Origin of the sequence: Urbifossiella limnaea (assembly GCF_007747215.1) — a bacterium.
Classification (GTDB): Bacteria; Planctomycetota; Planctomycetia; order Gemmatales; family Gemmataceae; genus Urbifossiella; species Urbifossiella limnaea.
This window is the reverse complement of record NZ_CP036273.1, coordinates 4,611,347-4,636,281: the sequence shown is the minus strand read 5'-3', so window position 1 is coordinate 4,636,281 and position 24,935 is coordinate 4,611,347. Positions and strand designations below refer to the sequence as shown.

The window sequence follows — 24,935 nt, the reverse complement described above, 5'->3', positions numbered from 1 at the left end:
TTCATGATCCGCGTTCACCTCACCGTTGCGACGCAGTCCGAGTTGCAGGCTCTCCGGCGGGACCCCCTCCCGCCCCGGGTACGGGATCGGCTGGAGATGGTCCTGCTGTCCGACGCCGGGTGGTCCCCGCCCCGGATCGCCCGGCACCTCGGGTGTGACCCGCAGACCGCCCGGGCCGTGATCCACGGGTTCAACGCCCTGAAGTTCCCCACGGATCGTGGACAGCGGGAAAGCGGTGTAAGCTCTAATCACGAGGAGACACACCGATGGCCGGTTCCCGCAAGGTCTACACGCCGGAGTTCAAGCTCCAGGCCGTGAGGATGATCACCGAGCAGAAGCTGTCCGTGGCCGAGGTCGCCCGCCGCCTCGGGGTCACCGAGAACCGGCTCCACGACTGGAAGAAGGCGGTCCTCAAGAAGGGGGCCGACGCCTTCCCGGGATCGGGGCACCTCACCCCCGTCGAGGAAGAACTGCGCCGCCTCCGGGCCGACGTGAAGCGGCTGGAGATGGAGCGCGACATCCTAAAAAAAGCCACGGCGTTCTTCGCCACCCAGTCGAAGTGACCTTCGGCTGGATCGAGGAGCGCAAGGGCGAGTGGCCGGTGACGCAGTTGTGCCGTGTCCTGGAGGTGTCCCGCTCGGGGTTCTACGCCTGGCGGTCCCGCGAGCCCAGCCACGCCGAGGTCCGGCGGGAGGAGCTGACCGAACAGGTCGCGACGATTCACGCCGAGGTGAAGGGGCGGTACGGCAGCCCGCGCGTCCACGCCGAGCTGGTGAGCCGGGGCCACGAGTGCTGCGTGAACGTCGTGGCCGAGGTCATGCGGGAGGCCGGGATTGCCGCGAAGACGACGCGGAAGTTCCGGCAGACGACGGACTCGAACCACCCGCACCCGGTGGCCGAGAACGTCCTGGATCGGCAGTTCGATCCGGAGGAGCCGAACACGTCGTGGGTCGCGGACGTGACGTACATCCCGACCCGCGAGGGGTGGCTGTACCTGGCCGTCGTGGAGGACCTGTTCAGCCGGATGGTGGTGGGCTGGGCGATGGCCGCGACGATGACCAGTCGGTTGGTCGTGGATGCCCTGGAGATGGCGGTGGCCGACCGTCTCGGGGGGTCTTCGGTCCCGGCCCTGGTGGCCCACTCGGACCGCGGGAGTCAGTACGCCAGCGAGCACTACCGGCGTCGTCTCGCGGAGGAGGGGATCACGTGCAGCATGAGCCGGCGTGGGAACTGCTGGGACAACGCGCCGATGGAGTCGTTCTTCGCCAGCCTCAAGAAGGAGCTGGTCCATCACGAGGACTACGCCACGCGCGAGGAGGCGCGGGCGAGCATCTTCGAGTACATCGAGGCGTTCTACAACCGCGTCCGGCGGCACTCGTCACTGGGGTACGTCGCCCCCGCCGAGTACGAGCGGGCGCACAACCCGACCCACCGCTAAACGCTGTCCACTTTCCGTGGGGAACTCCACCCGGGGGGTGCCGGCCCTCTACCCCGGCAAGCCCGGGCCGGCCCCCAACTACGCCCGCCGGGATCAGGTGGCCGCCCGGCTGACCGACCTGCTCGGCCAGGACCGGACGTGGACGGCGGCCCAACTGGCCGACGCCCTCCGCCCCAACGGGATCCGGCTCCGTGCCCGTCAGGTCCGTCGGTACCTCGCCCGACTGCGGGCCGGGTACCGGCGGACGGCCTCGACCCTGGAGCACAAGCAGAACCGGCCCAGGGTCGCCCGGGCGGCGGCCGTCCTGGGCGGCCTGCAGCGGAAGGCCCGGGAGGGCCGGCTGGTCCTGGACTATCTCGACCAGTGCGGGTTCGCCCCGTCGCTGCCCGGTGGGTACTCGTGGTGCCTGCCGGGCCAGCGGAAGCGGGTCCGGTACGAGTACCCCCAGGGTCGGCGGGTCAACGTCCTGGCCACCTACGAGCCGCTCGGCCCGGCCCCCCGCTTGGATGCCGTGCCGTTCGAGCGGACGCTCACGTCGGACGACCTCGTGGCCTACCTGCGGGGGAGGCCCGCGGTCGGGCGACCCCGGGTGGTGGTTCTGGACAACGCCCCGATCCACACCAGCAAGGTGGTCAAGGCCGCCCGGCCCGAGCTGGCGAAGTCGGGGGTCTACCTGTACTACCTGCCGGCGTACAGCCCCGAGTTGAACCGGATCGAGGCCGTGTTCAAGCAGGTCAAGCACCACGAGATCCCGACCCGCAGTTACGCCACCCGGTCCGATCTGCGGGCGGCCGTCGAGCAGGGCTTCAACTCCTATGCCCAAAAGCTCCGCCCAGAACCTGGGAAACAACTACGGCCGGCTGCTTAGGCGTCAGCTTCGCCGGGTCGAACTCGGCGAGGGTGTTCACCGCCCAGAGCGACACTTCGGCCGGGTACCGCCCCTTCTTCGTCTTCGCCCCCGCCGGCCCGACGGCAGACCACTCGGTGCGCTGTCGGAGAAGGAGCGACACATCATCGCCGCCGAGTTTGCTCAGTACGAGGGTCGCCGCCGGGCGCACCCCCGGCGATTTCTCGGCGGCCGCGACGATGGCGGCGGCAGCGTCCGGCGGCATCTGCTTCCCTGTCGCCCCGATCGCGGTGACGAGGCGCGCGGCGGCGGCCGGGGGCGGGTCCAGCGACAGCCCGCGGACGAGTAAGCTGGCCACACCGGGCCCCATCGCGGCAAGTGCCGCGGCCGCTTCCTCGCGGGCGGGATCGGTGGGCGCTTTCGGGTCGGCGGTCGGCCCCGCGTCGAGCTTGCCAGTCACCGTGTGGCCCCCGGCGCGGGCAACGATCCGGCGGACAGCCCCCACGTCCACGGCGTAGCTGAGCCCCCGGTTGCGGGTGTCGGCGGCGAAGTTCACTGCCACCAGTTCGCCGGCGTCATTCACCGCCGCGCTGCCGCTGTCCCCGCGGTTGATCGGCATGTCCGTCTCGACCACGGTGCACTCCACCTCCTGCACGCCGTCGAGGACCATGCGGTGCTCGTACACCGCTCGCGCCTTCCCGGCCGTGTATCGCCACAGCACTCCGTCCCCCTTGGCCAGCCCGACGCCTGACGCCCCCACGGCATGCAGCGACTGACCGGCTTTCGCGGGTGCGGCGGAGACGGGCAGTGCCACGGCATCGTCCGGCGGGGCGGCGTCGAGGCGCAGCACCGCCAGGTCGCTCCGCCGGTCGGCCGCGACCACCCGTGCGGTAGTCAGGTGCCGGGTCCGAGCGAGCGCGGCCGCGCGGCCGAGGTAGTCGGCCGGCCGCGCCGACACGGCCCCGTTCACCCGCGCGGGGAAGTACACGCGGAAGTGAAGTTCCCCACGAGTTGCGGACACCAAGTTAAGGGGTACTCTTCCCTCACAGGAGACCCTGATGGCAGAAGCACGACGCGTTTTCACCCGCGAGTTCAAGATCGCGGCGGTGAAGCTGGTGACCGAGAAGGGGAAGTCCGTGTCCGAGGTCGCGAGAAGCCTCGGGATCGCCGCGGAGTTACTCCGGCGGTGGAAGCATGCCCTCCGAGCGGAACCCGACCAGGTCTTCCCGGGGCACGGCAACCTCCCGCCCGCCGACGAGGAACTCCGCCGACTCCGGGCCGAGGTCGCACGCCTCAAGGCCGAGCGGGACATCCTAAAAAAAGTTACGGCACTCTTCGCCCGGGAGTCGCCGTGAGCTACGCCTTCATCGACGAGCACCGGGCCCGGTGGCCCGTCGCGTGGATGTGCGACGCCCTCGGCGTCTCCACGGCGGGTTACTACTCCTGGGGTCTTCGCGACGCCAGCCCGGGGGAGAAGCGGCGGGAGAAGTTGACCGTCGAGATCGAGGCCGTCCACGCCGAGGTCAAGGGTCGCTACGGCAGCCCACGCATCCACGCGGAGTTGGCGGCTCGCGGACACGGCTGCTGCGTCAACACCGTCGCACGCCTCATGCGGGACGCCGGGATTGCCGCCAAGACGAAGCGGAAGTTCCGGCAGACGACCGACTCGAGCCACACCTTGCCGGTGGCCGAGAACCTGTTGGATCGGCAGTTCGACCCGGACCGACCCAACGGCTCCTGGGTCGCGGACATCACGTACATCCCGACCCGCGAAGGGTGGTTGTACCTGGCGGCCGTCGAGGACCTGTTCAGCCGGATGGTGGTCGGGTGGTCGATGGACGCGACGATGACGAGCCGGCTGGTGGTGGATGCGTTGGAGTCGGCGGTCCTCCGTCGTCTCCCGGGGTCCGAACTGGTGGCCCACTCGGATCGGGGGAGCCAGTACGCGAGCGAGCACTACCAGCGGGTGTTGGGCGAGGAAGGGATCACGTGCAGCATGAGCCGGCGTGGGAACTGCTGGGACAACGCCCCGATGGAAAGCTTCTTCGCGACGCTGAAGAAGGAGTTGATTCACGACGAGGACTACGCCACCCGCGAGGCGGCGAAGGCCAGCATCTTCGAGTACATCGAGACGTTCTACAACCGGGTCCGGCGACACTCGGCACTGGGCTACCAGTCGCCGGCCGACTACGAGGCATCACACCCCCAATAACCCTTAACCCCGTGTCCGTTTTTCGTGGGGAACTCCACGCGGAAGGTTCCCCCGCCCTCTACGACGTGGTAGTTGGTCAGCACCAGCCGGTTCGGGCCATCGATCAGCGTGCCGCTCCCCGAGCCGACACCGTCCCCGTACCGATCGGCGAGAACCCACGTGGCCGAGCGGGTGACGCGCTCCACCAACTGATCGCCAGTCGTCGGGGGCGGGGGCGGTGCCGGCGGCGCCGGAGGAGGGCCGGCGGCGAGGGCTTCGAACGCCTTGGCGGAATGTCGCGCCGCCTCGGGGCCGGCGGCCGTGAGCACGCGGAGCGCGGCCAGCCGCACGGCCGGATCCGCGGCCGGCAGTACGTCAGCGGCGGCCGTGATCAGGTCCGGCGCAAGCGGCCGGACTCGTGCTGCGTTTTCGAGTGCCGCCGCACGGATCGCGGCGTCGTCGTTCGCGATCAGCGCACGAAGGATCGGGCCGTCGGCCGGGTCGGTGACGCCGATGCGGACGAGCGACAGGGCGGCGGCGGAACGAACCAACGGGTCGTCCGCGGCGAGCAGCCGACCGATCGCCGCGACAGCCCCGGGAGCGCCTCCCATCTCCCCGAGCGCCCACACGGCCGCGGCGCGCACGCCCCCCTCCTGGTCGGCCACGAGGTACACCAACTCCGGCGCCGCCGCCCGCGCCGCGGGGCCGAACCCGCCCGCGGCGCGGGCGGCCAGCTCTCGGACCGGCGCCGACGGGTCGGCCAGCCTCGGCCGGACGAGTTCCACCACCGACTCGGCGTCGTTCGCGCCGGCCGTCAGAAGTCGCAGGGCCGTGTACCGGCGGACCGGGTCGGTGCCGTTGAGCGCAGCCATCAGAGGCGCCCGGTCGGCGCCGGCGTACGGCGCTAACGAGATGAGGACTCGGCCGACGGCCCGTGCTACGGCCGGGTCGGGGTCGGCAGCTCGGTTGAAGAGCTTCGGCAGTGCGGGCGTCCGCGCGTCCGGCCCGTAGAAGCCGACCGCCTGGGCCGCCGCCTCGCGCGTCTCCGCGTCGGGGGCGTCGAGCGCGGCGACGACGGCGGAGAGGAGGTCGCGGCCGGCCTTCTCGACCGTGCCGAAGTGGCGCAGGGCGTGAAGCCGGGCGTACCGCTTATCCCCCGCCAGCGCGGCGGCCAGGCAGCCGGCGTCCTCCGGTGCCGGAGGGCCGATTTGCTCCAGCGCCACGGCGGCCATCCGCCGGGCACGGTCGTCGACATCGTCGAGCCCGGCGACGAGGAGCGGGACCGCCCACCGGGCCGCCGCCTTCTGCTCCCCGAGCCGGCCGAACGCCTCGACGCGCTTCGCCGCGTCGCTCGACTTGGTATCGGCCAGGAGGACGGCTTTCGTGTCGGGCGGGGGTGGTGAAGCGGGGTCGACGGGGCGCGGGGCCAGGCCGCTCGGCGGAGCCGCGTCGGAGTCTTTCCACGCCCACCCGCCGTCCTTCGCTACCTTCGTCAGATACGCCCGCACCTCGGTCAAGTCGATGTCGTTGACGACCAGATTCTGGCTCCGGTCAAACATCGACACCACACCAACGAGTTCGCCGCGGTCGTTGGCCGTCGGCCCGCCGCTGTCGCCGGGGTTCACCGGCTTCTGAGTCTCCAGAATCATCGCGGCAATGACCTGCCCGTCGGGGAACCGGAACGTCTTTCGGCTCCGCCCGCGGACGGCGCCGACGGAGAACCGCCACAGCGCGCCGCCCTCGCGGGCCCCGGCCCCGGAGCCGCCAATCGAGTACACCGCCGCACCCGTCGCGGCCGGCTGCCCGGCCAGCGGCAGGCCGAACGCCTCGGCCGGAACGCGGTCCAGTTCCAGGACGGCCAGGTCTCGCCCGGCGTCTCGGGCGATGACCTTCGCGGTCACTCGGAGCTTGGCCGCGTTTGCGGTGTAGTGGGCGAGGTCCGTGATCAGGTCCCCTTTCCCGTCGTTGACGGGAAAGAATACGGTCGCCTCGCCGGCCGTCTCGACGACGTGGTAGTTGGTGAGGACCAGTTTTCTCGGCCCGTGAATTAACACACCACTGCCAGTGTTGACACCCCTGGTGGTTGGCCGCACGATGAACACCGCGCTGCGGAGGAGCCGCCGGTTTACCTCCTCCGGGGTGAACGCAGTCTTCGGCCCGTTCGGGGCGGGTGCAGGGGCGGCCGCGGTCGGTGGGGCGTCAGGGCCGATCGCGGCAGGGGCTCGAAGTGCCAACCACGTGGCCGTTCCGCCACCGACCAAGAGCACGAGCAGCCCGATCGCCCCGACCAGCACCAGCGGCGAACGCTTGATTGAAGTTCCCCACGGATCGTGGACAGCGGGAAAGCGGTGTAAGCTCTAATCACGAGGAGACACACCGATGGCCGGTTCCCGCAAGGTCTACACGCCGGAGTTCAAGCTCCAGGCCGTGAGGATGATCACCGAGCAGAAGCTGTCCGTGGCCGAGGTCGCCCGCCGCCTCGGGGTCACCGAGAACCGGCTCCACGACTGGAAGAAGGCGGTCCTCAAGAAGGGGGCCGACGCCTTCCCGGGATCGGGGCACCTCACCCCCGTCGAGGAAGAACTGCGCCGCCTCCGGGCCGACGTGAAGCGGCTGGAGATGGAGCGCGACATCCTAAAAAAAGCCACGGCGTTCTTCGCCACCCAGTCGAAGTGACCTTCGGCTGGATCGAGGAGCGCAAGGGCGAGTGGCCGGTGACGCAGTTGTGCCGTGTCCTGGAGGTGTCCCGCTCGGGGTTCTACGCCTGGCGGTCCCGCGAGCCCAGCCACGCCGAGGTCCGGCGGGAGGAGCTGACCGAACAGGTCGCGACGATTCACGCCGAGGTGAAGGGGCGGTACGGCAGCCCGCGCGTCCACGCCGAGCTGGTGAGCCGGGGCCACGAGTGCTGCGTGAACGTCGTGGCCGAGGTCATGCGGGAGGCCGGGATTGCCGCGAAGACGACGCGGAAGTTCCGGCAGACGACGGACTCGAACCACCCGCACCCGGTGGCCGAGAACGTCCTGGATCGGCAGTTCGATCCGGAGGAGCCGAACACGTCGTGGGTCGCGGACGTGACGTACATCCCGACCCGCGAGGGGTGGCTGTACCTGGCCGTCGTGGAGGACCTGTTCAGCCGGATGGTGGTGGGCTGGGCGATGGCCGCGACGATGACCAGTCGGTTGGTCGTGGATGCCCTGGAGATGGCGGTGGCCGACCGTCTCGGGGGGTCTTCGGTCCCGGCCCTGGTGGCCCACTCGGACCGCGGGAGTCAGTACGCCAGCGAGCACTACCGGCGTCGTCTCGCGGAGGAGGGGATCACGTGCAGCATGAGCCGGCGTGGGAACTGCTGGGACAACGCGCCGATGGAGTCGTTCTTCGCCAGCCTCAAGAAGGAGCTGGTCCATCACGAGGACTACGCCACGCGCGAGGAGGCGCGGGCGAGCATCTTCGAGTACATCGAGGCGTTCTACAACCGCGTCCGGCGGCACTCGTCACTGGGGTACGTCGCCCCCGCCGAGTACGAGCGGGCGCACAACCCGACCCACCGCTAAACGCTGTCCACTTTCCGTGGGGAACTCCAGATCGGCGGACCGGTGGGCCGTTGTCCTCGAGCGGCAACGGTTCGGCTGAGGTCGGTTGTGCCGGTATCACGGCTCGACAGCGGGGGCAGGCGGCTCGGGTGCCCGGGGGAATGCGGAGGTTAGCGGAGCACTTTGGGCAGTTGACGATCGTCATGCGGCGATCTCGGAGCGGGGTCTGCGCGCGGGTGTACACCGGAGAGTAACGTGACCGGCAGCCGAAACCGGACATTATTCCGTTCATTCCCAGTTTAAAGCGGGAGTGCCGGCGAGTGCCTCTACGTGAAAGCACCCGTTCGGCACTGGCCGGTCGCTGGACCCTACGCGAGTCCATTACGCCTTACGCAGTTGACCGAGGTTGATCTTGCGCAACCCCGTTCCGGCGGTTAGGTTCGGCGGGATGAACGCCGCCCGCTCGACCGCCGAGGACTACATCCAGTTTCTCATCGCCTCGCCGGTCGTGGTCTCGGCCACCGAGGCCGCCCGGGTCCAGCCGGATCGCCCGGCGGCACCGGCCCACGACTCGTTCACCCGACTCCTCCACCGCCTCGAGCCCGACCCCGAGGCCCTGTGGGCCGAGGTCCGGCCGCTGATCGGGCGGGGGACCGGGGTGCTGGTCATCGACGACTCGACCCTGGACAAGCCGCGGGCCAAGCACATCGGGCTGGTCGCCCACCACTGGTCCGGGAACCACCACGCCGTGGTCCGGGGGATCAACCTGATCACCGCCCTGTGGTCGGACGGGGATCGGGTGTACCCGTGCGACTACCGGGTGTACCACAAGGACGGGGACGGGAAGACCAAGAACGACCACTTCGCGGACCTGCTGGTGGCGGCCCGGGACCGGGGCCTCCGCCCCCGGGCGGTGCTGTTCGACGGGTGGTATGCGAGCGTCGAGAACCTCAAGCGGGTCCGGGACTTCGGGTGGGTGTTCGTGACCCGGTTCAAGGGGAACCGGAAGGTGCGAATCGACCACGGGGAGACGATGGCGTTGGACCGCCAGCCGATCGCCGGGTCGGGGACGGTGGTGTGGGTGCCGGGGTACGGGGAGGTGCGGGTGTTTCGGGTGGTCGCCCCAGACGGCGACACGACGCACTGGGCCACCAACGACCTCGGGATGGACGAGCCGATGCGGCTCGTGTTCGGCGAGTTGTCGTGGGGGATCGAGGAGTACCACCGGGGGCTGAAGCAGTACACCGGGGTCGAGCGGTGCCAGGTCCGGGCGGCGCGCGGGCAGCGGAACCACATCGGTTGTGCGATCCGCGCGTTCGTCCGGCTGGAGTACCATCGGTTCACCACCGGGGTGAGTTGGTTCGCCGCCAAGTGGGCCGTCATCCGGGACGCCGTCCGCGCGTACCTCGAACACCCGCTCTACCGTCTGCCAGACCCGATAACTGCGTAAGGCGTATCCATTTCTCAACGAGTTATTGCTTGCGAGCACCGGACGGGTCCTTCTCCAGCGACTCCAGAAGGCTCCAATTCGCTCCCGTCCTTGGGCATTCTCGTTTTTCCCCAGTGCCTCCGAAAGTCTCCGGTTCTCTTCGCATTCCCTGTAGCGGTCGGTACCATCGGCGGAGCAACTGCCGGGCGAAAATGCCCTGATTAGGTGAGCTCCCCGGCCGGCTGGCGTGATCGCAGATCCGAAGCGGTTCTGGTCGGCAACGGCGGCCGGTCACACGAGTAGACCGGAAGTGCTGTCCCAGACAGCAGCTTTCCACGACCGGGTACGGTTTTCAAGGGTATCGAGGAGATCTGGCAGGGTGGCCGCGATCGACTCCGCGGCGACGACGAGTTCGGCTTGGCGGGCGGCAATCGTCGCCGCAACGTGATCCTGCACCCTGGCAGCCCTCACGGCCTCCTCCGTCAGCCACCGGATGAGTTCGTCCCGCACCTTCTGCTCGAGCTCGGCGGTGACTACTTGGGCACCCGGCGGGACCTTCCGCGTGCCGGCGAACTTGCCTTCGAGCCAGTCGAGGAAAACCGGCGTCGTCATCGCGTTCAACTCGATGCGGTTCCGTTGCGGCCACTCGACATCTTCCGGCGGTAGGTCGCGGCCGTCAGGCACCCGGGCAGCGTTCTTCCCCTCGACCGGCGGCTGTGCGGGCCGGGGCTGTTGGCCGAGGTGCTCGTCGGGAAATTCCTCGACGACCTGCCGCTGCACCGCCAAGCCGACCGGATCGGTCGGGCCGGCGTCCGGGTGGCGGCCAGCACCCTGGGCGACTGGGTGACGCGGTCCGCGACCCTGCTGAGGCCGCTGTACCAGTTGATGCTCGACCGGGTGTGTGCGTGCCCGGTGATCTGGTCCGACGACACCCGCTCGCGGTTCGCGAAGTCCGGCGACCGGGTGATGCCGCATGGCCACTTCTGGGTGGCGATCGGGGACGCGACGGCCCCGTACACGGCGGTTCACTTCACCACCGGGTACGACGCCGCGGCCGGCCCGGAGCAGTTCCTCCGCGGCTTCCGGGGCTACGTGCACGCGGATTGCCTGTCGTAGTACAACGGCCTGTTCGCCGTCGGGGCAAAGCCCATCGCCTGTTGGGCTCACGCCCGCCGGAAGTGGCTCGACGCCGGGGAACCGGGAACACCCGTGGTGGAGTTCATCCACCGGCTGTGCCACGTCGAGCACCAACTCCCGCCGCCCGACACCCCGGAGCACATCTCGACCCGTCACGCGGCGCGGCGAGCGCAAGCGGTCCCGATCCTGAACGACCTGAAGGCGCGGCTCGACGCGATGCTCGGAACGGCACTGCCCAAGTCGGCCGTCGCGGTCGCGATCCGATGCCTGACCAATCATTGGGAGGCGTTCGTCCGGTACACCGAGGACGGGCGACTGTCGCTGGACAATAATCTGAGCGAGAGAACGCCCCGGCTGGCCAAGGCAGTCATCCACCTCAGCGACTACGAGTCGATCGACGCGGCCGAGCGGGCGATCGATCCGCACTTCCGGGAGAGGAACGAGTACTTCCGACTACACCCGAAGAGGGCCGGGAAGAAGATCTGGGGTAAGGAACCGGCTCCGCGTGAGTTCTCGGCTGGGAGCAACTGCAAGGACCCGAAGTGGTGCCGATGAAGGGGATCGTGTCGTCCGCCGAACGCCGGAGGCGAGAGTGATATGGATTGCCAATGCCGGGATGATGTCGTACCACCCCAGTCGCTCACCGGCCGTTTTTGGCCGGGGGTTTACCCCGCACCGAGGTTCGCCGCTCGGCCTGTCGAAGGGCATCGATCACCGTCCACGCGACTCACGCGAGAGCTTGTGGAGGAGGTCTCGGCACTTCAGGCACGTCACCGCCGCCGGGTCGTCGGTGGCGATGTCCTCCATCTCGGCCCGGTGGGCCGCTTCCCGGTCCCGCGGGTTGCATAGGACCATGCCTTCCGCGGTGAGGGCGTGGCGATCGCTTTTATCTCTGGTGTCGCGTGACATGATCAACCGTCGATTTCGGCCAACAACTTCCGGCCGAGTACTGGGTCGGTCATATAGATGTAGGCGGCCAGCCCGTGCAGCTGCGCCTCCGTATCGCCGTCCGGCCGTGGCTTCCCGACCTTGCGGTTGTGCAGTGCCGCCCGCAGTTGTCGCCGCAGCGCCCGCGGGGCGCGCGGGGCGGCGTCGCCGTTCACCACCAGCCCGGTCACCGCCTGCCGCCCACCGGGCCGCGCCACGCGCGTCTTCTCCGGGTGGATCCGAAAGCCTTCCGTCTCGACGACTCGCGTCACGCAGCCGATCATCGCCCCGAGTCGCGGCGGGCCGACGTGCGCCGCGGGCAGGCTGAACGTCAGGTCGTCGGCGTAGCGGGTGTATCGCCAGCCGAGCTTCGCCGCCAGCCCCGTGAGCCGGCGGTCGAGCCGCAGGCACAGGGCGTTCGTCAGCGCCGGGCTGGTCGGCGCGCCCTGCGGCAGGCAGCGCGGTCCGAGGCTCACGTAGTACGTCGTGCCGTCGAGTTGAACGACCTCGCGCGGCGACTCGGTGCAGAGCAGCGCCAGCAGCGTGGCGACGCGCTCGCGGTAGCCGGCGCGGCGGAACACGCCCTTCACCCGCCGCCACGTCACCGTCGGGAAGAACTCCTTCACGTCCATCTTCAGGACGAGGTTCGCGTTCGTGTGGACGGCCGCGTTCGTGAGCGTCGAGCGGCCGGCGAGGAACCCGTGCGCCGCGCCGTGGACCGGCAGCCGCTCGACGACGTTGTGCAGCACCCACGCCTGAGCCGCCTTGAGCCGCGGTAGCGGCGCCCAGATGGGCCGCTCGGAGCCGTCGCGCTTCGGGATGGCGAACCGGCAGTAGTGGAGCGACGTGGCCGCGTCGCGGTGGTACGTTAGGCCGCGGAGCTGCGCGACGGTGACCCCGAGCGCTTCGGCCAGCTGCGCCGGCGAGTCGAGCGGCGGCAGTTCGTTCTCGGCGGCGCGCTCCTCGCTGTTCGGCGTGTCCCACTTGTCGGGCGTGGCGTCGTCCGACCAGTAGATGCCGTCGCCGAGGTGGACGATGTGGGCCGCCTGGTACGCCTTCCACGCCTCGCGGGCCAGCGTCTTGCGCTCGGCGGCCTCCTGCTTGAGCGCCGTCTTGTACTGGTCCTTCTCGCGGTCGGACATCTTGTCCGCGTCGCGCCGCTCGACGAGGAACCCGCGCTCGCGCAGCTGCGCGTCGACGAAGGCGCGGACGCCGCCGGCCTGGTCGATCTGCCGCCAGAGGGTGAGCGGGTCGGTGCGCGGCGTGGTCATGTACAAGTCCGAAAAGCGCCTCGGTGGAACCCGACCTCACTCCGCCACGGCGTCCAGGTAGCCCTTCGCCTGCAACTCCGACACCCGTGCGAGGTACGCCCCGCGGGCCGCGGCCTCGTCGTTGAACCGCAGCGCCTGCACCCGCATCGGCTTCCCCGCCTCGCCCCAGCGAAGGCGGAGCCGGCGACGCTCCAGCGACACCTGCACCACCGTCTCCGCCCCGCCGGCGCGGCGGGTGAACGCCCGCGTCTCGAACGTCACCGCGTCGTCGGTCGCGGCCCGCTTCGCCTCGCGGTCGGCGTGGGCCAACCGCAGAGCGATCAAGTGGACGCACGGCCCGCCCTTCAGCCCCTGCTTGCGGAACGCGGCGCACGTGCACACCGCCCGCTTCACCTGCCCCTCGTCGGCGAGGAGCATCTGCGGGCGGTAGTCTCGCTTGTCCTCGGCCACCGACACCTCGCCGGTCAGTTCCAGCCCCTGGCCGGCGACGCGGTTCTCGGAGACGACCCGCACCGCGCCGCGCCGGGTCATCAGGTCGAACGCCACCTTCTCGCGCGCGTTGCGGAACTGGAGGCGGGCGAGGTCGAGCGGGCCGGCGGCGAGCGGGCGGAGGCGGTACTTGCCGGTCGCGATGTCGAACATCAGTTGCCCCTGCTGGCAGCCGAGTTGGAGCGTTTCGAGTAGCGCCGAGCCCTTCACCCCGGTCCGCGCCGCGATCGCCTTCGCGTCCGCCGCCCACACCCCGTCGGCGAGGGCGCCGACCACCTTCGTCAGCGCCTCCGGCGTCTGCGTCTTGCGCGGCAGGAGCAGGTCGAAGCCGAGCGCCTGCGACCAGTTCGACCCGGTGAACCCGGTGAGGCCGAGGGTCAGCGTGATCGCACCGGCGCGGAACACCCAGAAGCTCGGCAGGCCGCTGCCGAGCAGATACACGTCCACGCCCTCGACGAACGGCATAAGCCGGCGGATGGTCATGAGCCGGCGGCGGCCCCACACGCGGACCACCCGCGCCGCCTTGCCGCGGAACACGTCGCCGGTCGCCGGCAACACCGTCTCGCGCGGCTCGACGATCAGCCGCGGCGGCTCGGCCGGGACGAGCTCGAACCGCAGCCCGCGCCGCTTCCCCTTTTGGTCGGCGTTCATGCGGAGCGAGCGGAGAAGGTTGTACACGTCCACCGGGGCGAGGCGGCAGTGGTCGTACGGCAGGGTCGCCGCCGACTGCACCTGGAGGAAGCCGCGGAGCCACGAGTCCGGCACGCGGATCTGCTTCTCGATCACCTCGCGCTCGCCCGCGGCGACGGCCACGCCCTCGGCGCCGATCGTCAGGCGCGTTGTCTTGTACCCGCGGACGCGCTGCACGCCGTCGTACAGCGCCGCGCTGAAGTCGATGTTTGTCGTCCCGCACGCCGGCTCGGCGGCCTCGTTGTCGAACGCCGTCCGGTCGAACGCGAGGCAGGCGTAGGTGCTCTCGTCCTTGCCGAACACCTCGAACATCACCTGGTCGGGGTGGACGGTGACGACGGGGTCGAGGATGCAGTAGGCGAGCGGGTCGTTGCGGAGGAGCCACGCGAAGTACGCCTGCTGCGCCTTCCACACGCTCTGCCCGGCGGTGTCGCGCTTCAGCCGCAGGTAGGCGAGGTACGCGGTGCGGTCCTTCGGGACGTAGCGGTAGTCGGACCCGACGACGGCGTACAGCGCCGACAGCGCCTCGCGGAAGCGGAGCGGGTCCTTGACGTGCGCGGCGAAGCGGACCGGCGGGCGGCCGAGGTTGCCGTACAGCTCCACGTCGGCGGCGTTGCCGGCGGTGGCGACGCGGCTGGCGCCGGCGTAGGCGAGGTGGGCCGGCGTGGCGGCGGCGTCGGCCGGCGCTTCGGTGGTGGTGTTCATGCCGTCGCCTCCGCGGCGTGCCGCGCCCGCTTCGACCGCCGCAGCGCCCGCCACGCCGCCTTCCGCACGTCCTCGTCGTCGCCGTCGGCCGCCCCCATCTCGGCCAGCACCGCCTCGGCGGGCGGCGCCGCCATGACGCCCAGCCCCTCGATCGCCCCGAGCCGCGCCGCCTCCGGCTTCTTGCGGTCCTTCGCCACCGCCGCGAGCGCCGCCACGTCCTTCGCCGCGACCACCGCCGGCAGCGCCACCGCAAGCGTGTGGACCTGCGCGACGGCTCCGCGCACGAAGGCCGCCGCGGCGGGCAGCCCGCGCCCCGCGACCAGCCGCGTGAAGCTCGGCCGGTCGGACGCAAGCGGTTGCAGTAGCGCCGCGGCGCGGGCGGGGTCGTGGCGCGTCAGCACCGCGGCGGCGCTCTCGCGCACGACCGGGTCGTTGCCGCGGGCGAGCGCGTCCATCGCGGCGAGCACCGCCTCGTTCGCCGCGGCCGCCGCGAGCGCCCGCACGGCGTCGTGCCGGACCGGGCGGAACAGCGGATCGTCGGGCCGCGACACGGCGAGTTCGGCGACGCGATCCGTCGCACCGAGCCGGCACGCGGCCCACACCAGCGCGCGGAGCGCGTCGGCGGTCGGTGCCATCGCCGCGGCGACGGACTCGTCGGTCGCGTCGGGGCGGACGGTGGTGTAGGGCGGGTACATCGTCACCGGGCCGGCGGGCGGCTTCGTCCGCCGCTCGTCCCACGTCGCCGTCCACTTCGTCAGCGCGGCGGCGAGCGCCGCGGTCGTCGCGGCGTCGGGCGCCCCGGCGTTTCCGAGCAGCCGCGCGGCGAGGCGGACGGTGCCTTCGTTCGTACTCGCCAGCGCCGCCCGCGCGTCCGCCGTCGGGATTGCGGCGCGCGAGAGGAGGCTGGCCTCCAGCGACGCCTGAACCTCCGGGCCGCACCGCGGGAAGATGTCGAGGAGGCGGAGCACGTCGCCGCGCTCGGTCACGGCCCCCATCACGTCCTCGCCGAACGCGTCGGCGTCGGCGAGCGCGTCCGCCGCCGCCTCGTGCTGGACGAGGGCGTAGTGCGGCTCCAGCGAGCCGGCGCCGAACAGGCGGCGGGCGGCGCGGAAGGCCGCTTGCAACACGTCGAGTTCGTGACCGGTTCGCAGCAGCTTCAGGAGGAGGTCGCGGTTCGCCGGCTCGTCCTTGAAGCCGAGCTGCGGGACGGCGCCGAGCCGGACCATGAGGTTCTGCCGGTCGGTCGCGCGCCGGCGGATCAGCTGCCAGCCGCTCGCCGAGTCGAACCAACGCAGGCCGACGAGCGCCCGCAACGCCACGCCGCCGCTCCCCTTCGCCAGCCGTTCGAGGAGGCGGCCGATCTTCTCCGCGTCGGGCGAGCGGCGCAGGTGGCCTATCGCCTCCGCCGCCGGCTCCTGGAGCGCGTGGCCGTCCTCGCCGGCGAGGCGGAGGAGCACGTCGAGAGCGCGTGCGTCGCCGAGCTCGCCGAGCGCGAGTACGGCGCGAGCCCGCTCCCCCACGTCGTCGAGGTACTCGATCGCCGAGAGGAGGATGCTGATGCCGTCGGCGCGGCCGCCGCGGGCGAGCCCTTCGGCGGCGAGGAACTGCGTCGTCGCGTCCTTGTGCTTCAACGCCCGAAGTAATGCCTCGGCCGGGGCGCCGCGGTGCTTGAACCGCCAGCCCAGCGCCTCGACGGCCGTGCGCCGCAGCTCCGGGTCGGGGTTCGCGGTCAGCAGTGCGAGCGGCTCATCGACTTCCGGCCCGCGGCACCAGCGCGCCGCATGGAGGAGCTTCGCCACGAACACGTCCGCCCCCGCGGCGACGGCCCGGTCGAGCAGCCGCGCCAGCAGCGCCGGGTGGCGCGGGTGCTGCTTTTCCTCCCACGTGCGGTCCGGCCGCTCGTCGCTCGGGTCGTCGATCAGCTGGTCGAACCCGCTGGTGACGAGCAGCGCGTCGAACGCCGCGGTTCGCCACTCCTTCCGGCGGGCCGCGAGGTCGAACAGGCGGTCGGCGACTTCGGGCCGCCGCGCCGCGCCGGCGGCCGTGAACAGCACGAAGACCGGCGCCGTGCCGGCGGGGTCGGTCTCGATCCGGTATAGGAACGCGGCCGCGGCGCGCGGGTCGTTCAACTGCTGGATCGCCTCGATCAGCCGCGTCTGCTGGCCGGGGAGGCCGGCGTCGCGGAGGAGGGCGACGAGCGCGTCGAACGCCGCCGCGTCGCGCTTCGCCGCCAGCTCGAACGCCGCCGCCTCGCGCACCGACCGGTAGCGCGACCTGAGTGCCGCCCGAAGCGCCTGCCGCGCGTCCGCCGCCTGGTCGTACTCGCCGGCGAGCCACTGCACCGCCTGCCGGCGCAGCGGGTCGTGCGCGGCGGCGAGCGCGGCCGCGGCCACCGGCACCAGCCCGCGCCGGGCCGCGAGCAGCTTCGCCGCCTCGGCCGCCAGGTCGTCGGTGCGGGTAAGCAGCACGCGCTCCAGTACCGCGTCGCCGTCGGCGGTCGAGGTGCCTCCGGAGAGGAGTTCGAGCCCCTTCACGCCGAGGTCGGTGTGGCCGGCCTCCAGCGCCTCGGCGCCGAGGCGGGTGCGGGCGAAGCCGAGCGCCAGTAGCTGGTCGAACGCCTGGAAGCGGACCGGCTGGTTCGGATCGGCGAGCGCCTGCATCAGCACCGGGAACGCGGCCGGGCGGTACGCGGCGTCGGCGGCGGCGACCGCGAGCACCCGCGCCAGCGCCGTCTGCCGCACCCGCGCCACCGCCGGCGTCGCCGTCGCGCTCCCCTGCTCGCGGACGAGCCCGATGTACGCGCCGAACGCCAGCTCCTTCGCCTCGGCCGCACTCAGCCGCGACGCGGTCCGCGGCGGCGCGGTGACTTCCGCGGCGGCGATGTCGGCAGCGAAGCGTTTGGCGAACACCTCCCACTGGTAATTCCATCCCACCTGTTCTTTGTGGTCGAGCCACTGGAACTGACCGACCGCGCGGGCGCGGAGTGCTGGTGACCCACCGACCAGGACGGCGGCCAGAGTTTCCACCGTCTCGGCCGGGATCTTCCACGCCTCCTCGTCGCCGCGGTCGTTTACCAGTTCCACGACGAATGAGCGGAAAGCCGCCGGGTCGGGGTACAGTTCCAAGCCTCGCGCCCCGGCGAGCCGCGTCCGCGGCGCCTTCGCCGAGAGACACTCCAGGCAGCGGCGCGCGTCGCCCGACTGGCCGCGGAGCTCTGACAGCATCTCGACGAGAAGCGCCGACGTGCGTGTCGTCGCGTTCGCGTGGTCGAGCATCACCGCCACGACACGTTCGCCGGACGTCCCGAGCGCGACCGCGGCGCGCAGCACCGGCCCGGGGGGCAGATCGGACGCGAGCAGGCGACCGACGACTGACGCGTCTCCGAGCCGCGCCAGCCCGAGCGTAGCCGCGTGGCGCACGACCGTGTCGGGGTGAGACATCGCGGCGCGGAGTACGTCGGCGGTACCGGGCCGGGTCGCTGCCGCGAGGGCCACGGCCGCCGCTGCGCGGATCGTCGGGTGATTGCTCTCCAGGAGTGGGCGGATGACCGGGAGCGCGGCCGGGTCGGCCAGTTCCTCCAACCCGCCGAGTGCGGCTTCGACCACTTCCTTCCACCTCCCCACGCGCTCCGACACTGCGGGCTCTGGCTCGCCGGCCAGCGCCAGCAGCGGGGCGAGGGCGGCCGGGTGACCCTGTCGGGCGAGTGCGGCCGCAGCATTGGCCCGAATGTCGTCATGTACGGCCGACAGCGCCTCGGCGATCGAGTCTCGCGCGTCCTCGTCGATCAGGATGTTGAGGGCTCGTACCCGGTTGTCACGGTCGGTGTCCGCCAGCGCCCACACGAGCAACGCTTGCGCCGGCTTCGAGTGCTTCTTCTCCAGCGCGTCGATCCCGGCGCGGCGCGTGTCGGCGAACCGCGACGCCAGCGCCGCCGACAGTGGCGTCAACTCCTTCGTCTTCCGCGTCGCATGCGCGAACGCCTCGGCCCGCAGCGCCGGGTCCGGGTCGTTGAAGAAGTCGAGGACGAACGCCGGCGCCCACGGCTCGTCCGGCGCGGCCGCGGCCTCGGTCAGCACCTCGCGGCGCACGTCGGCGTTCGCCGAGCCGCGGGCGAAGCGGAGCCCGGCCTCGCCGGCGCCGAACTTCAGCACCGCCTTCCACGCCTCCGTCCGCACCGCCGGCGCGTCGTCGTCGAGCGCCCGCGCCAGCAGCGCCCACGCGGGTGACGTTGCCGCGTCGGGCGGGCCGCCCGGCGGGTCGCGGCGCACCACCTCGACCAGCGTTTGCAGCCCGCGGCGGCGCACGTCCTCGGCCGCGGCCGTCAGCCCCGACTCGGCGACGGCCAGCGGCGCCGCCGCCTCGATCCGTGCCAGCGCCGTGTACGCGGCGTCGCGGACCGACGTGTCCGGGTCGAAGAGAAGCGACCGGAGCCGCGCCGCGGCCCGCGGGTCGTTGAGCGTGGCGAGCGCCCGGCACACGTCCACCCGCGCCGCGGCGCTCTCCTCGCGGCTGAGCTGGATCAGGAGGCCGAACGCCCGCGCGTCGCCGAGCGTCGCCAGCGCCCGCGCCCCGCGGAGGCAGGTGTCCACCGCCCGCGCCGCCGTCGCCTGGAGCGGCACGTCGTAGTCGGCCGCGTCGAGCGCGGCGGCGGCCGCAGCCGGCTTCTCGGCCTTGTCGAGCTCGGCCAGCTGGCGGTGGAGCTCGTCGTCGGCCGCGCGCAGCGCCCGCGCCAGGGTCGGCCGCGCGAGCACGGTGACGAGGAAGGCGACGCGGCGGACGCCGGAATCGTCGTCCTCCAGGCGGCGGCGGACGGCGGCGGTCGCACGCGGGTCGGCGAGCTGGCCGCGCTCGAAGAACCGCACCAGCGCCGCGGCGCGTACGTCGCCGTGCTTCGACCCGAGCGCCGCCAGCCCGGCTTCCGGCGACGGCGCGGGGAAGACGGCTTCGAGGGCTGCGAGCGCCGCCTTCCGCACGTCCCAGGCGGCGTGGTCGAGCGCGTCGGTGAGGCGGGCGAGCGCCTGGTCGTCGCGCGCCGCCAGCGGCCCGAGTGCCGCCACCGCCAGCACGCCCACGTCCGGCTTGCCGGCCGTCAGCGCCAGGTCGATCGGCTTGAGGGTGTCGGCCCCGAGGTGCGTCTGCAACCCGCGGAACGCCTCGACGCGGACCTTCTCGTCCTTGTGGCGCACCGCGGCTTCGAGCAGCGCCACGGCCCGCGGGTTCGGCGACGCGGCGAGGAGTTGCGCGGCCAGCAGCCGCAGCTGGTGGTCGACGTCGGCGTCGAGGCGGGCGGCGATGAGGTCGAGGCCGGCGACGTCGGCCCACGCCGCGGCGTCGCGCAGCGCCTTCTCGCGCCGCTTCGGGTCGTGCTGCCCGGCCTCGTGCTTCGCCCGATCGACCGCCCCGTACACCCGGCCGACGGCGGCGCCGAACCGGCCGTCGGCGTCGAGCTCGACGAAGCGCATGGTGTCGTCGTCGCAGGCCACGGCCAGGCGCGGCTGGTTGTAGACCGTCACGACCGCGAGCGCGACGACCTTCCCGACGCCGTCCTTGAGCGCGGCCGGCTTGACGGCGCCGGCGCGCGGCCACGTCTTCAGCGCCGCATCGCGCGCGCCTGTGATCAGGCGGTCGCCGGTCGGCGTGAGGAGCATCGCGGTGACGATGTCTTCGTGGTTGTTGTCGCGTCCCTTGTCCTCGGGTTCGAGGCGGCCGCGGGCGTGCGTGCTGAGGAGCTTGTGGTCGGCGCCGGCCGAGAAGAAGCGGAGATCGTCCGGCTCGAACAACAACGCCGTGACGGCGCCGTCGTGGAGCCGCTCGGCGTCCGAGCGCTCGAAGTCGGCGCGGTCCTGGCCGTCGAACACGACCACGGTGCCCTTCTCGGTGCCGGCGGCGAGCCACTGCCCGGAGCGGTCGGCGGCGAGGCACGTCCCGCGGTCCGGGAGGTCGAGCGTCTGGAGAACCTTACCGTCGGCCCGCGACACGAGGTGGAGGTTCGCGCCGCTCAGCACCGCGAGGCGGTCGCCGGCCGCGACGACGAGCGCGGCGAGCGGCGCGTCGAACGGCCCAGCGAGCGGCTTCGGCGTCGCGCCGGCGGCGACGTAGACGCGGCGGTCGGTGCCGGCGACGTAGACGTGATCGCCGTCGACCGCGAGCGCGACGCCGCCGCACGGCAGCGGCTGCTCGGTCAGGTTCAGCGCGTCGGCGTCGAGGCGGAACAGCGCGGTCGGCTGCCCCTCGGGGTGCTCGGTGACGAACACAAGCGCCCCGCCGGCGCCGGCCGCGGCGCGGAAGTGCCCGCGGTACGTCAGGTGCTTCTCGCCGGTGCCGCCACTCGGCTTCCCGAACAGCACTGCCGCCGTCTCCGACGCGGCGCTGCCGAACTTCGCCCCCAGCGACTCGATCTGCGCCTCCACCACCGCCCGCTGCTCCGCCGGCAGGTTGGCGAGCATGGCGCGCATCTGCTCGATGCGCCGGCGGATCAGGTCCTGCATCTCCGGCGTCATGGCGCGACCGCCTTCAGCTCGGGGTGGCGGTGGCGGACGCGGGTGACGGCGACGAGGCACGCCGCCCGCTCGCTCGCCCCGCGCGAGTGCAGGAACTCGTCCAGCAGCGGCAGCACCCCGGCGGCGAACGCGCGGTCCTCGGTCGCCAGGTCGCGCATCACCTCGATCAGGTCGAGCTTCGCCCGCCGCGCCGGCAGCGGCCGGTTTGCGACCACGCTCGCCTCCGGCTTCTTCTTCGCTGACACCGCGGTGTCGCCGTCGTCGCTCGCGTCCTGCGCCGTCTTCTCGGGCGGCCCCGGCGGCACCTCGAACAGCACGCGGCGCAGGAATTGCGCGAGCGTCGGCCGTTCGGCGGGCCACTGCGGCGGCCGGGCCGGCACGCCGTCGCCGCGGGTCGCGGCCAGCTCCGCGGCGGCCTTCTTCGCCTTCGCGCCGACCTCGGGCGTTGGGGCGGTCGGCGGCTTCCACTCGGCCGTCACGCCGCGGTCGCGGTACGCCGCCCACAGCGCCCGGATGACGAACGCCCGCACCTTGCGGTCGGGGCTCTCGGTCAGGCGGAACAATTCCTCGGGCACGCGGAACCGCGGCACGCGGTTGATGAGTTCCATGCCGAGCGCCCGCGTCTCCGGGTCGGCGGCCTCGCAGAAGCGGTACGCCGCGGCCGGCTCCAGCTTCGCCGGGTCGAGGCGGAACGCGCGCGTCTCCGTGGCTTCGGCGGCGAGCAGCGCCTGGGCCACGAACCGGCGCACGTCGGCGAAGGGCAACTCGCTCATCCACACCAGCGCGTCCACGTCGGGGTTCCAGCGGGCGAACTCCCAGCGGGCCAGGTCGAGTGCGAACTCCCTGAGCGAGCGGCGCGTCTCGGCGAACAGAGGCGACACGCGCTCCCACGTCAGGAACGCCAGCGGTACCTCCGTGCCGGGATCGACCGGGCGGTCCGTCAGCTGCTGGCCGATCACCGGGTGGTGGCGGCGGACGTACAGCCGGGCGAACTTGCCGACCGGCGCGTCGGCGGGGCCGGGGGCGACGGCCAGTTCCCACAACCGCTCGCAGCCGGCGAGCGTGGCGTCGGCCGTGGCCGCCACCTGCTGCCCGACGAGCATCTGCAGGAACCGCGTCTCCGAGATTATGCCGATGTTCGTGCCGGCCGCGTTCAGCTGCTCCGCCTTGACCTGCTTCGACCCCTTCTTCCCCTGGCCGTACAGCGGCGAGCCCTCGTCGCCGATGACCAGGTAGTGCAGGTTCTTCGTCACCGACCCGGCGACCGTCCCGTTCGCCCCCTTCACCTTCGCCTCGGCCTCGTCGCGCGTCATCGACGCCAGCTTGCCGGTGAACAGGAAGGAGGCCTTCTGCAGGTCGACGGTCGTGGGGGCCGCAGCGGTCGGGGCGGCCTGCTGTGGCGCGAAATCGGCCGGCGCGAATGCGCGGATCAGCGTATCGACGGCGAAGTCGTGGTAGATCGGCTCGCTGCGGGCCACCAGCTTCATGAGCCAGTCGAACCCGAGGTCGAGCGGCGGGAACTTGCGCACGTCGCGCATCCAGTTCAGCACAACGCCGGATGTTACCTCCTGGAAGGTCAGCTCCGCCGCCCACTCCGGGCCGGACGCCCGCAGCGCCGCGAGCCACGGATCGGCCTCGTAGTCGGGGTGGAACGCGAGCGCCTTCCAAAAGTCGATGCCAAGTGTCGCCGGCTTGAGTTTCCCCCCGTCGATCCAGGCCCCCACGACCAACCACCCGGCAGGCGCGAGCAGCAGCCAGCGGAGGGAGTCGCGGTCGAGCGTGTCGAGGTCAAAGCGGGTCAGTTCCTGCGCGATCAGGTGGAGACGGCGGCGGGAGTCGGTGTCGTCCCGGACGAATCGCTTGAGCACGCCGAAGTAGAACGCGGGCCCGAGCGCGGGCGGCGCGTGGAACTTCGGCAGCAGCTTCCACACGAACTGGAACGCCTTCTCGCTCGGCGTCAGGAGGCGATCGGCGAACCACGCGGGCGTCAGCTCGGCGGCGCCGAACGCCTTCGGGATCACCTCCGCGGCGTAGGCGTGGCCGTGTTCGGTGTCGAGCAGCTCGCCCCACGCCGCGAGGCCGACGTCCTTGCGCGGGTCGCGCTCGCCGAGGAGGTCGCGGGCCAGCTTCCGCACTGGGTCGTGGCTGTTGTTGGCCAGCCGCACGAGGTCGGGCACGGTCAGGTCGCGGGCGTGGGTGCGGGCGTAGTCGGCGGCGTAGACGCGGGCGGCGTTGCTCGGCGAGTCGAGGAGCCGCAGCACCGCGGCGTGGAGGCCGTTGGCGCGGAACCCGGCCTGCTCGAACGTCGGCACGTTCTGGAGGAGCCACACCACGAACTCGTCGATCGCCGCGCTCCGCACGCCGACGAGGCGCACCACCCACACGGGCTCCACGTCGCGCAGCGCGGCGCGGAAGTCGGCCTTCAGGCCGGCGGCGGCGAACGCGCGGACGGCGTCGGCCTTCGCCCGCTCCAGCAGCGTGAACAGCGGCCGCGGGCTGCGCTTCCACAGGTCGCCGAACGCCCGGTCCTTGATCCGGTCCGGCGACGGGTACTCGCGGTAGCCGAAGGTGAAGCGCGACCGGCCGTACTTCTTCGAGTCGTGGAAGAAAATGTGGTTGGCGACCCAGGTGTTCCGCCAGTTGGTGTCGGCCGGGTAGCGGGTGAGCAGGTCCACCGCGGTGTCGGGGTAGGTGGCGGGGAGTTGCACGCCGGTGCGGCGGAGGAACCGCCACGCCCGCCGGGCCAGGTACGCGAGCGTCGCGCCGCTCACCTCGCGGCCGGGCCGGTGCTGCGCCGCCTCGGCGTCGAACCGGGCGGCGAGGGCGCCGTACACCGCGGTGTCGGGCTTCGCCTCGGCCTCCTTGAAGACGCGCTTCAGGGCGCGCCACGGGCCGTAGGCGAGCGGCACCGTCTCGATCACCTCGAACAGGCACGACCGGGCGAACGGGTCGTCGGCGGCCCACAGGTCGAGGACGACGGTGTACAGCCGGAGGCGGTCGGGCAGCGGCACCTCGGCGCCGGGGGCTTCGAGCGCCTTCAGCAACTCGACGCGCTGGTGCGCCTGCTCCTCCCTCGGCCGGCGGCGGAACTGGTAGTCGCGGCCGAGGGTGCGGAACGTGTCGAAGGTGACCGCCCCGTCGCGGAGTGGCTGGGCGGGCAGGGGGTCGGGCTGGGCCGCGAGGCGGGCGACGAGCCGCGGCAGTTCGGGGTCGCGGGCGTCCCACGCGCGGCGGACGTCGGCGAGGGTGAGGGCGACGGCCACGAGACCCCCGGTGTCGAGAAGAACGCCCGTGCGCGGTGGGTTGCCGCGCACGGGCCGTCGGTCGGGGCGGTCTACTACCTGACCTGGAACGTGGAAGGCTCACGGACCCGCCGGACCGGACGGTGCCGGTGCCGGGCAGGAACCACGAACGGCGGGGTTGAACCAGGCCTGCCCGGCACCGGCACCGTCCGGTCCGATAGCGGGTCTGGAACAGCCTTCCTCGGGACGCATGGCGGACCAAGTGCTCGGGTGACGCAACATCACCCCGCTGCAGAGCAGCCGAGCTAAACCGATGACCTCCGACCGACGTGAGACGAGTTTTACCCGTGGCGACCGCGGGGTGCAAGCAACGGAGTGAGAAAAACGACTCGGGCCGGGATTCGCACGAGCGGGAGCAGGCGAACGGAGCCCAGTGCCACTGCCACGGCCCCCCCGCTACGCCGATTGCGTGGCGGCAGCTCGCGGGATACTCTCCACACCACTCCATCCCACCCGTCCATCCCTCCTCGGAGGCCCAA

General features: G+C 71.9%; 14 protein-coding genes and 1 pseudogene. 7 read left to right on the top strand and 8 right to left on the bottom strand.

The genetic code is table 11. The annotated features are described in order from the left end of the window. Positions 1 to 3 precede the first annotated feature (3 nt). From ETAA1_RS33890 to ETAA1_RS18985, 3 genes are all read left to right on the top strand, one after another. Positions 4 to 318, top strand: a complete 315-nt coding sequence (locus ETAA1_RS33890; RefSeq protein ID WP_145241214.1) for a helix-turn-helix domain-containing protein — start codon at positions 4 to 6, stop codon at positions 316 to 318. Then, positions 267 to 1,438 (top strand): IS3 family transposase gene (locus ETAA1_RS18990; RefSeq protein WP_145241203.1). Its coding sequence is split into 2 segments (ribosomal slippage): positions 267 to 522 and positions 522 to 1,438, totalling 1,173 coding nucleotides; the frame shifts between segments, so codons are not numbered across the junction. Before ETAA1_RS33890 ends, ETAA1_RS18990 begins: the two co-directional genes overlap by 52 nt. 37 nt (positions 1,439 to 1,475) lie before the next feature. Next, on the top strand, positions 1,476 to 2,306 hold the full coding sequence (locus ETAA1_RS18985) for an IS630 family transposase (RefSeq protein WP_145241212.1): 831 nt from the start codon (positions 1,476 to 1,478) through the stop codon (positions 2,304 to 2,306). Here the strand turns inward: ETAA1_RS18985 and ETAA1_RS18980 are convergent. Continuing rightward, positions 2,245 to 3,273 (bottom strand): S1 family peptidase, encoded by a 1,029-nt coding sequence (locus ETAA1_RS18980; RefSeq protein WP_202920244.1) that lies wholly within the window; start codon positions 3,271 to 3,273, stop codon positions 2,245 to 2,247. The two genes, ETAA1_RS18985 and ETAA1_RS18980, sit on opposite strands and share 62 nt — an antisense overlap. A gap of 70 nt (positions 3,274 to 3,343) precedes the next feature. Here ETAA1_RS18980 and ETAA1_RS18975 point away from each other — a divergent pair. After that, positions 3,344 to 4,497 (top strand): IS3 family transposase gene (locus tag ETAA1_RS18975; protein ID WP_145241207.1). Its coding sequence is split into 2 segments (ribosomal slippage): positions 3,344 to 3,614 and positions 3,614 to 4,497, totalling 1,155 coding nucleotides; the frame shifts between segments, so codons are not numbered across the junction. Here the strand turns inward: ETAA1_RS18975 and ETAA1_RS18970 are convergent. Beyond that, complete coding sequence (locus ETAA1_RS18970) at positions 4,473 to 6,530, bottom strand: HEAT repeat domain-containing protein (protein ID WP_145241205.1); 2,058 nt, start codon at positions 6,528 to 6,530, stop codon at positions 4,473 to 4,475. The genes ETAA1_RS18975 and ETAA1_RS18970 overlap by 25 nt on opposite strands. A gap of 325 nt (positions 6,531 to 6,855) precedes the next feature. Here ETAA1_RS18970 and ETAA1_RS18965 point away from each other — a divergent pair. Further along, positions 6,856 to 8,027, top strand: a protein-coding gene (locus ETAA1_RS18965) for an IS3 family transposase (RefSeq protein ID WP_145241203.1) whose coding sequence is annotated in 2 segments (ribosomal slippage) — positions 6,856 to 7,111 and positions 7,111 to 8,027 — 1,173 coding nt in all. Because the reading frame shifts where the segments join, the coding sequence is not laid out codon by codon here. Positions 8,028 to 8,454: 427 nt separating this feature from the next. After that, a complete protein-coding gene (locus tag ETAA1_RS18960) occupies positions 8,455 to 9,456 on the top strand; it encodes an IS701 family transposase (protein ID WP_145244711.1) in 1,002 nt (333 codons plus the stop codon). A 270-nt stretch (positions 9,457 to 9,726) separates the two neighbouring features. Here the strand turns inward: ETAA1_RS18960 and ETAA1_RS18955 are convergent, their stop codons facing one another. Beyond that, positions 9,727 to 10,215 (bottom strand): hypothetical protein, encoded by a 489-nt coding sequence (locus ETAA1_RS18955; RefSeq protein WP_238389253.1) that lies wholly within the window; start codon positions 10,213 to 10,215, stop codon positions 9,727 to 9,729. Between ETAA1_RS18955 and tnpC the strand changes: the two are divergent. Continuing rightward, positions 10,150 to 11,127, top strand: a pseudogene (tnpC, locus tag ETAA1_RS32955) (IS66 family transposase). The gene ETAA1_RS18955 and the pseudogene tnpC sit on opposite strands and share 66 nt — an antisense overlap. A gap of 156 nt (positions 11,128 to 11,283) precedes the next feature. Here the strand turns inward: tnpC and ETAA1_RS32140 are convergent. The 5 genes from ETAA1_RS32140 to ETAA1_RS18925 are packed head-to-tail and all read right to left on the bottom strand — an operon-like array spanning position 11,284 to position 24,417. Then, positions 11,284 to 11,427, bottom strand: coding sequence for a hypothetical protein (locus tag ETAA1_RS32140; RefSeq protein WP_202920242.1), 144 nt, complete (start codon positions 11,425 to 11,427; stop codon positions 11,284 to 11,286). Between the two features lie 56 nt (positions 11,428 to 11,483). After that, entirely contained in the window at positions 11,484 to 12,770 is a 1,287-nt protein-coding gene (locus ETAA1_RS18940; RefSeq protein ID WP_145241195.1) for a reverse transcriptase family protein, read from the bottom strand. A gap of 36 nt (positions 12,771 to 12,806) precedes the next feature. Continuing rightward, entirely contained in the window at positions 12,807 to 14,654 is a 1,848-nt protein-coding gene (locus tag ETAA1_RS18935; RefSeq protein ID WP_145241193.1) for an SWIM zinc finger family protein, read from the bottom strand. Continuing rightward, positions 14,651 to 21,154 carry a HEAT repeat domain-containing protein gene (locus ETAA1_RS18930; protein WP_145241191.1) on the bottom strand — a complete coding sequence of 2,168 codons (6,504 nt, stop codon included), beginning with the start codon at positions 21,152 to 21,154 and terminating at the stop codon, positions 14,651 to 14,653. The genes ETAA1_RS18935 and ETAA1_RS18930 overlap by 4 nt, the downstream gene beginning before the upstream one ends. Further along, positions 21,151 to 24,417 (bottom strand): BRCT domain-containing protein, encoded by a 3,267-nt coding sequence (locus tag ETAA1_RS18925; RefSeq protein WP_145241189.1) that lies wholly within the window; start codon positions 24,415 to 24,417, stop codon positions 21,151 to 21,153. The genes ETAA1_RS18930 and ETAA1_RS18925 overlap by 4 nt, the downstream gene beginning before the upstream one ends. Positions 24,418 to 24,935 lie beyond the last annotated feature (518 nt).

Excerpts from the sequence above, each read along its gene's own strand:
- ETAA1_RS18960 (WP_145244711.1), top strand. The coding sequence starts at position 8,455 with ATGAACGCCGCCCGCTCGACCGCCGAGGACTACATCCAGTTTCTCATC.
- ETAA1_RS18930 (WP_145241191.1), bottom strand. The coding sequence starts at position 21,154 with ATGACGCCGGAGATGCAGGACCTGATCCGCCGGCGCATCGAGCAGATG.
- ETAA1_RS32140 (WP_202920242.1), bottom strand. The coding sequence starts at position 11,427 with ATGGTCCTATGCAACCCGCGGGACCGGGAAGCGGCCCACCGGGCCGAG.
- ETAA1_RS18940 (WP_145241195.1), bottom strand. The coding sequence starts at position 12,770 with ATGACCACGCCGCGCACCGACCCGCTCACCCTCTGGCGGCAGATCGAC.
- ETAA1_RS18935 (WP_145241193.1), bottom strand. The coding sequence starts at position 14,654 with ATGAACACCACCACCGAAGCGCCGGCCGACGCCGCCGCCACGCCGGCC.
- ETAA1_RS33890 (WP_145241214.1), top strand. The coding sequence starts at position 4 with ATGATCCGCGTTCACCTCACCGTTGCGACGCAGTCCGAGTTGCAGGCT.